Consider the following 8328-nt stretch of genomic DNA (forward strand, 5'->3'; position numbering starts at 1 on the left):
ACATCGGGACAAATTGCGGATAAGTTTCAACATCCGCGACGAGAGCAAACATTTGCTCCGCGCGGTGCTGAACCTGACGTGTGGCAGTAAATTGCGGCATGATCTATAAGTTTTAGTTACGGCTGGCGATCAGCGCTTCACGGGCGGCACGCAGCTTGGCAAAATCATCACCCGCATGGTGCGAAGAGCGTGTCAGCGGGCTGGAAGCAACCAGCAGGAAGCCTTTGGTTTTACCGATTGTGGCAAAGGATTTGAACTCGTCCGGTGTCACATAACGGATAACCGCATGATGCTTACGGGTTGGCTGCAAATACTGACCAATGGTCATGAAATCCACATCAGCCGAGCGCAGATCATCCATCAGCTGCAGCACTTCATTACGCTCTTCACCCAGACCAACCATGATGCCGGATTTGGTGAAAATGGTCGGATCGAGTTCTTTCACACGCTGCAACAGACGCAGGGAGTGGAAGTAACGGGCACCCGGACGCACCTTCAGATAGTTGGACGGCACTGTTTCCAGATTGTGGTTGAACACATCCGGACGCGCCTTAACAACGATCTCAAGGGCACCTTCCTTACGCAGGAAGTCCGGTGTCAGGATTTCGATCGTAGTCTGCGGGCTGGCTGCACGGATTGCATGAATCACTTCAGCAAAATGCTGTGCGCCGCCATCGGCCAGATCATCGCGGTCAACGGAAGTGATAACCACATGGGTCAGCCCCATCTGTTTCACGGCCTTGGCCACATTTTCCGGCTCATTCGGGTCGAGATTGGTCGGAATACCGGTCGATACGTTACAGAACGCGCAGGCACGGGTGCAGATTTCACCCATAATCATGAATGTCGCGTGTTTCTTATCCCAGCACTCGCCTATATTCGGGCAGCCGGCTTCCTCGCATACTGTGACAAGCTTGTTAGAGCGCACAATATCGCGGGTCTCGCCATAGCCGCGCGAAGTCGGAGCTTTCACGCGAATCCAGTCAGGCTTTTTCAAAAGTGCTGTGTCGGGCCGATTGGCCTTCTCAGGATGACGAAGGCGTTTTCTGTCGTCGTTAACGGTGTCCAGAAGCGTAACCATATGTCTTTCCCAAAACGGCCGTTGCGGCCTTCAGATTTCGTAACACCGGAAAGTCCGGCCAGAATATTGCGCCTGTTTATCAGGCAGGACGAACAAGGTAAACTACAAGCTTCAAACCCTGCTCTTATCAAAACTGATAACAGCTCATATAAGCCGTCAGCTTTTATATACAACCGGTCTCAACGTCGCGCTGCTTCACCGATTGCCTTGAATACCAGTGCCCAGATCAGGCCGAAACAAAATCCGGCCAGTCCCAGCGCCAGTGTTACACTCCACACGCCATACCAGCCCGAGAGTGCATAGCCATTGATTGAAATCACATTGCCGGACAGAAAGCTGAGCGTCGATACACCAAAACCAAGCCCAAGACCAATCAGTGTTGAATATTTCAGCACTGTCAGCGCGGCTTTGCGATAGGGTGATCCGTCTTTAATCAGCGGCAATTGCGATCCTTCTCAAGAGTGAAACCGGCCTGAATTTTATCATCAGGCCGGAATAGATATTAAGCGTTCAGAACTTTGCCATAGGCATCCAGCACGCTTTCCTTCATCATTTCTGACAAGGTAGGATGCGGGAATACGGAATGCATCAGTTCTTCTTCGGTGGTTTCGAGATTCATTGCAATCACAAAGCCCTGAATAAGTTCAGTGACTTCAGCGCCAACCATGTGCGCGCCGAGTAACTGGCCGGTCTTCTTGTCGAAAATGGTCTTAACCAGACCCTGATCTTCGCCCAGCGCAATTGCTTTACCGTTTGCAGCAAACTGGTAGCGGCCAACGCGGATATCAAAGCCCTGTTCTTTGGCTTTGGCTTCGGTCAGACCAACGGAAGCAACCTGCGGGTTACAATAGGTGCAGCCCGGAATTTTGCCCTTATCCAGCGCATGAACATTCGGTACACCGGCAATCTTCTCAACGCAGATAACGCCTTCATGCTCGGCTTTGTGCGCCAGCATCGGAGGACCGGCAACGTCGCCGATGGCATAAATGCCTTCGACATTGGTCTTGCCGTAGCCGTCAATCACCACGCAACCGCGATCAGTTTTAACGCCGAGTGCTTCAAGACCGAGATTTTCAATATTGCCGACAACACCGACAGCCGAGATCATACGATCAGCTGTGATTTCCTGCACCTTACCGTCATTGGTTTCCACGCTGGCGGTGACTGAATTCGCGCCTTTGACCACTTTGGTCACTTTGGCTTCGGTGATGATCTTCATGCCCTGCTTTTCAAGCAGCTTACGGGCAAAGGTCGAGATTTCTGCATCTTCAACCGGCATGATGTTTTTCATGACTTCAACAACAGTCACGTCAACGCCCATGGTACGGTAGAAGGAAGCGAATTCGATACCAATTGCGCCGGAGCCCATAACCAGCAGGCTCTTTGGCAGTTCCTGCGGAACCATTGCTTCGAAATAGGTCCAGATCAGCTTGCCATCCGGCTCAATGCCAGGCAGCGCACGAGGGCGCGCACCGGTTGCCAGAATAATGTGTTTGGCTGTGTAAGTACCCTCACCCAAAACGCCTTTAGGCACCGGATTCTGTGGCGGCATTGGCTGTTTGGTGGTTTTGGAAACTACGATTTCAGCAGGCTTACCGGCGGATGCGCCTTTGGTAACCTTGGCTTCACCCCAGATCACATCGATCTTGTTCTTCTTCATCAAGAAGGCAACGCCGCCATTGAGGCGCGCTGACACACCGCGCGAACGGGCAACAACTGCCTTCACATCTGCGCTGATTTTACCTTCGAGCATCAGGCCGTAATCCTTGGCATTTTCACCGAAATGCAGAATTTCAGCCGAGCGCAGCAGAGCTTTGGTCGGGATACAGCCCCAGTTGAGGCAGATACCGCCAAGGTGCTCACGTTCAACAATCGCGGTTTTAAGTCCGAGCTGAGCGGCACGGATAGCAGTTACATAACCGCCGGGACCGGAACCGACCACGATAACGTCGTAATTGTTGGACACGCTCATTCTCCTTGAATGGTTTCTATGCCGGTTACCGGCGCATCATTCATTATATCTATTGGTTTTCGCGTATCTTGTCCGAAAACCGCTTCACACTTTTCGGGATACGCTCTTATAACTACAAACCCAAGATCAGGCGCACAACAGGCTCCAGTGCCTTGCCGATAGCCCGTGTATTTTCCGCATCCAGATGCACACCATCCAGCGGCGTGGTTTTCGCAACGCCGGATGCATCAAAGAAGCTGCATTCCATTTCATCCGCCAGATCTGACAAGAGCAGCCCCAGCTTGCGCGATTCCGTAATACCACCCGCAAAGAGCGAGGCAAAAAACGGATCAGCGCTCTCAGTGATATGCGGCGGAGCCACAATCAGAATATCCGGCACCGCATAGCCTTCACGATACGGATGATTGCGGATGATCTGGATCAGTCTGCGCATACCGCAATGGCTGGAAAAAGCATCACCAACGACCTGCGGTTTCATATCATTGCTGCCGAGCAGGATAATCACCAGATCAAGCGGCGCATGGGTGCCCAGCAATGTCGGCAGAATGCGTGAACCGTTGCGGTCTTCCGGTGCGGTATAATCGTCAAAAGCAGTGGTGCGGCCGTTCAGCCCTTCAGCAATCACATGCGCCTGAGCACCAAGGCCTTTCTGCAAAACAGACGGCCAGCGATCCTCAAGCGGCAGACGTGCACCATCCGGTGCCTGATAGCCCCATGTCAGTGAATCACCAAAACATAAAACTGATTTCATGTTCGCGCCTTTTGCGGGAAAGCAACGGCGCCCCAGAAATCTGAGGCGCCTGTCTTTTCTTAGACCAGCATGCCGAGCGGGTTTTCAATGTAGTTCTTGAAAACCTTCGCCAGTTCCGCAGCCAACGCACCATCAACGGCGCGGTGGTCAGTGGAAAGCGTGACGGACATTACGGTTGCTACAGCCAGTTCGCCGTTTTTGACAACTGCGCGCTGTTCACCGGCACCAACTGCAAAGATTGTTGCATGTGGCGGGTTGATGATCGCTGCGAAGTCTTTGACGCCGAACATACCGAGGTTGGACACCGAAGTGGTGCCGCCCTGATATTCCGAAGGCTTCAGTTTGCGGTCGCGGGCGCGCTTGGCCAGATCTTTCATCTCATTGGAGATGGCAGACAGAGCCTTGGTTTCTGCACCACGAACGATTGGCGTAATCAGGCCACCCGGAATGGAAACGGCAACGCCGACATCCGCATGTTTGTGCTTGACCATGCCTGCATCAGTCCAGGAAACATTGGCTTCCGGAATGTCGCGCAGTGCCAGAGCTGTTGCTTTGATGACCAGATCATTGACCGAAAGCTTGTAAGCAGGCACTTCACCTTTTTCGGTTTTGATCATTGGTGCCGCAGCATTGAGCTGTGAACGCAGTGCCAGCAGAGCATCCAGTTCGCAATCAATCGTCAGATAGAAATGCGGAACAGTCAGCTTGGATTCCATCAGGCGGCGCGCAATGGTTTTGCGCATACCGTCATGTGGTACCAGCTCGTATGAACCTTCCTCAAACATTTTGAGGGTGGCTTCATCCGAAGCGCCGGAAACGGCAATCTGAGGTGCTGCAGCAGAAGCAACCGGCTTGGCAGGAGCTTTAACGCCGGAAGCAATCGCAGCTTCAACATCCTTGCGGATGATGCGGCCATGCGGGCCGGTGCCGGAAACAGCAGCCAGTTCCACGCCTGCATCCTTGGCAACGCGACGTGCCAGCGGCGAAGCGAACAGACGCCCGCCTTTAGCAACAGGAGCCGGAGCAGCAGCAGGCGCAGGTGTCGCTGCCGGAGCAGCAGCAACCGGTGCCGGTGCGGATACTGGTGCAACGGCAGCAACCGGTGCAGCGGCTTCAGCTTTTGGCGCTGCGGCCGGTGCATCGCCTGAAGCTGCTTTCGCAGCTTCAGCAACATCTTCACCATCTTCCGCCAGAACGGCGATCAGGGCATTGACCTTCACGCTTTCAGTTCCGGCAGGCACAACCAGCTTGGCTACGATACCTTCATCAACGGCTTCTACTTCCATAGTTGCCTTGTCGGTTTCGATCTCGGCAATAACGTCACCTGCGGAGACTTTATCGCCTTCTTTGACCAGCCATTTTGCCAGATTACCTTCTTCCATTGTCGGAGAAAGAGCCGGCATCGTGATTTTGATAGCCATGTTTAATCTTCCCCTTAACGAGCGTAGGTGACAGCTTTAACAGCCTCAACAACTTCCGCAACCGATGGCAGTGCCAGCTTTTCAAGGTTGGCGGCATATGGCATCGGCACGTCTTTACCGGCAATGGTCATAATCGGCGCATCGAGATAGTCGAAAGCCTGCTGCATCACGCGGGTTGCAATTTCTGTACCCACGGAAGACTGCGGGAAGCCTTCTTCAACAGTAACCAGACGGCCGGTCTTTTTGACCGATTCAATCACAGTCGGCATATCCATCGGACGGATGGTACGCAGATCGATGATTTCAACGTCGATACCCTGCTGTGCCAGCTCTTCAGCTGCCTTGATCGCATAGGTCATGCCGATACCGAAGGACACGATGGTCGCATCTTTACCGACTTTGTGAATGCGGGCTTTACCGATTGGCAGCACGAAATCTTCAATGTCCGGCACATCAAATGTGTGGCCATACATAACTTCGTTTTCAAGGAAGATGATCGGGTTCGGATCACGGATTGCAGCCTTGAGCAGACCTTTAGCATCAGCAGCCGAATAAGGCATGATGACTTTCAGACCCGGAATATGGCTGTACCATGCTGCATAGCACTGGGAGTGCTGTGCACCAACGCGTGCAGCAGCACCCGAAGGACCACGGAACACCATAGGCGCACCCATCTGACCACCGGACATATACAATGTCTTGGCAGCAGAGTTGATGATCTGGTCAATCGCCTGCATGGCAAAGTTGAAGGTCATGAACTCAACAATCGGACGCAGACCGGTATAGGCAGCACCAACAGCGATACCGGCAAAGCCGTGCTCGGTGATTGGTGTATCGACAACGCGCTTGTCACCGAATTCAGCCAGCAGGCCTTTGGTTACCTTATAGGCACCTTCATATTCAGCAACTTCTTCACCCATGACGAATACGTCAGGGTCGCGGCGCATTTCTTCAGCCATTGCGTCACGCAGAGCGTCACGAACAGTGGTCGGCACCATCTTTGTACCAGCCGGAATATCCGGATCATTGGCAACTTCGATTTTAGGCGCAGCAGGAGCAGCAGGTGTTGAAGCACCTGGCTTCTCACCGGCAACAACTGGTGCTTCCGAAGTAACCATAGTCGGCTGTTCAACGGCAGGCGCTGCAGCAGGAGCCGCTGCGCCAATGCTGTCAGCGCTTTCACCGTCAGCCAGCAACACAGCAATCACTGAGTTTACCTTAACGCCTTCAGTCCCTTCAGCAATCAGCAGTTTGCCGATGGTGCCTTCGTCAACAGCTTCCACTTCCATGGTTGCTTTATCGGTTTCAATCTCAGCAATGACATCACCGGAAGCGACCTTATCGCCTTCCTTTTTCAGCCATTTGGAGAGTTTGCCCTCTTCCATTGTCGGGGAGAGCGCTGGCATAAGAATTTCAACAGGCATAGCGCTCGCTCCTTACAGCAGAATATCAGTGTAGAGTTCAGATGCATCCGGCTCCGGATCATTCTGTGCAAAGTCTGCTGAATCAGCAACAATGTCACGAACTTCCTTATCAATCGCCTTCAGGTCATCTTCCGAGAACCAGCCATTATCCATCATGCGGTATTTAACCTGCTCGATCGGATCATGCTCGGAGCGCATCTTCTGCACTTCATCCTTGCTGCGGTACTTCGCAGGATCGGACATCGAGTGACCACGGTAACGATAGGTCTGCATTTCGAGAATGATCGGACCCTTGCCGGAACGTGCCCATTCCAGTGCTTCTTCACTGGCGGCGTTCACAGCGCGCACATCCATACCGTCAACCTGAATACCAGGAATATTGAAGGACAGACCGCGACGGGAGAAATCGGTTTCAGCCGAAGCGCGGGTTACAGCAGTACCCATCGCATAGCGGTTATTTTCGATTACAAATACAACAGGCAGCTTCCACAGCGATGCCATGTTGAAGCTTTCGTAAACCTGACCCTGGTTGGCAGCGCCGTCACCGAAATAGGTGATGGAAACGCTGTCATTACCGCGATAGCGGTTTGCAAAAGCCAGACCGGTACCGAGCGACACCTGCGCACCAACAATACCGTGACCGCCGTAGAAATGCTTCTCTTTCGAGAACATATGCATCGAGCCGCCCTTGCCTTTCGACAAGCCGCCGCGACGACCGGTCAGCTCAGCCATCACGCCGCGCGCGCTCATACCGGCTGCGAGCATGTGACCGTGGTCGCGATAGGCAGTGATAACCTGATCGCCTTCCTGCATGGCTTTCTGCATGCCGACAACAACAGCTTCCTGACCAATGTAAAGGTGACAGAAACCGCCGATGAAACCCATACCATAGAGCTGACCGGCTTTTTCTTCGAAGCGACGGATCAGCAGCATCTCACGGTAAGCGTGAAGATCTTCTTCTTTGGTGAACTGGTTAGGCTGGGGTGCCTTGAGAGTGTTAGACAGAGCTGCCTGCGATTTACCCGCAGCAGTTTTTTGTGCCCTAGGTGCCATATTTTGCTCCCTGTTATGGTGGGCGCAGAATAAACCTCATCAGCCAAACTTACAATATGTCTAAACAGCTAATTTTGCACTATTTAAGTTATTGAAAATAATAAGAAAACATCCAATTAACTGCAATTCAGTTAATTGGTCTTTTTGCCGCGATCGACAATAATTGTAACCTCATCCGCATGAGACAGATTCAATGCGCGGCGCGCCTGCTCATCCAGAATATCCTTGTCAATTGAACCATCACGAAGCTGCAAAACCTGTCGCTCCAGAGACTCTCTCTGCTCGGTCAGATCAGTCAGTTGCTTATTGAGCGAAACGGTTTGCGCCAGCAATTGTTCCTTGGAATAGATACCATAGGCACCATTATAAGCATGAAAACCAAAATAGGACAAAAAAGCCGTAGCCAGAACCGGCACAATCAGGCGGCCTTTAATGCTTTTACGCTTTTGTTTTGTCCACATACTCACACCTCTGGAGCAATACGCATCCGATACGCGGATATCTGCCCGTAAATAAGGAGTGGTTTTATCGAAACACGATAAATTCCACCCGATATTTATTTAAAGCACATTAGCCTTAACAGAGACTTACGGAACCGGACCACAAGCGACATTAATTACAAAAAA

The 8328-nt window shown here is 52.3% G+C and carries 9 protein-coding genes; all 9 read right to left on the minus strand.

Translation table 11 applies throughout. From position 1 onward, the window contains the following. A partial coding sequence (locus tag A918_RS20995) for an SRPBCC family protein (RefSeq protein ID WP_033316246.1) occupies positions 1–100 on the minus strand: 100 nt, incomplete at its 3' end. A gap of 12 nt (positions 101–112) precedes the next feature. Next, the gene (lipA, locus tag A918_RS0117860; protein WP_022712365.1) at positions 113–1081 is read right to left on the minus strand and encodes a lipoyl synthase; all 969 of its coding nucleotides are present in this window, start codon (positions 1079–1081) and stop codon (positions 113–115) included. Positions 1082–1260: 179 nt separating this feature from the next. Beyond that, positions 1261–1458 carry a hypothetical protein gene (locus A918_RS0117865; RefSeq protein ID WP_028233977.1) on the minus strand — a complete coding sequence of 66 codons (198 nt, stop codon included), beginning with the start codon at positions 1456–1458 and terminating at the stop codon, positions 1261–1263. 125 nt (positions 1459–1583) lie between these two features. Further along, positions 1584–3047 (minus strand): dihydrolipoyl dehydrogenase, encoded by a 1464-nt coding sequence (lpdA, locus tag A918_RS0117870; protein WP_028233978.1) that lies wholly within the window; start codon positions 3045–3047, stop codon positions 1584–1586. A gap of 118 nt (positions 3048–3165) precedes the next feature. After that, on the minus strand, positions 3166–3804 hold the full coding sequence (locus tag A918_RS0117875; RefSeq protein ID WP_022712368.1) for an SGNH/GDSL hydrolase family protein: 639 nt from the start codon (positions 3802–3804) through the stop codon (positions 3166–3168). A gap of 59 nt (positions 3805–3863) precedes the next feature. Further along, complete coding sequence (locus tag A918_RS0117880) at positions 3864–5225, minus strand: pyruvate dehydrogenase complex dihydrolipoamide acetyltransferase (RefSeq protein WP_022712369.1); 1362 nt, start codon at positions 5223–5225, stop codon at positions 3864–3866. Between the two features lie 14 nt (positions 5226–5239). Beyond that, positions 5240–6649 carry a pyruvate dehydrogenase complex E1 component subunit beta gene (locus A918_RS0117885; protein ID WP_022712370.1) on the minus strand — a complete coding sequence of 470 codons (1410 nt, stop codon included), beginning with the start codon at positions 6647–6649 and terminating at the stop codon, positions 5240–5242. A 12-nt stretch (positions 6650–6661) separates the two neighbouring features. After that, the gene (pdhA, locus tag A918_RS0117890) at positions 6662–7702 is read right to left on the minus strand and encodes a pyruvate dehydrogenase (acetyl-transferring) E1 component subunit alpha (RefSeq protein WP_022712371.1); all 1041 of its coding nucleotides are present in this window, start codon (positions 7700–7702) and stop codon (positions 6662–6664) included. A 131-nt stretch (positions 7703–7833) separates the two neighbouring features. Further along, positions 7834–8163 (minus strand): septum formation initiator family protein, encoded by a 330-nt coding sequence (locus tag A918_RS0117895; protein ID WP_022712372.1) that lies wholly within the window; start codon positions 8161–8163, stop codon positions 7834–7836. Between the last annotated feature and the right edge of the window lie 165 nt (positions 8164–8328).

The organism is Pseudochrobactrum sp. AO18b (genome assembly GCF_000409565.1).
Taxonomy (GTDB): domain Bacteria; phylum Pseudomonadota; class Alphaproteobacteria; order Rhizobiales; family Rhizobiaceae; genus Pseudochrobactrum; species Pseudochrobactrum saccharolyticum.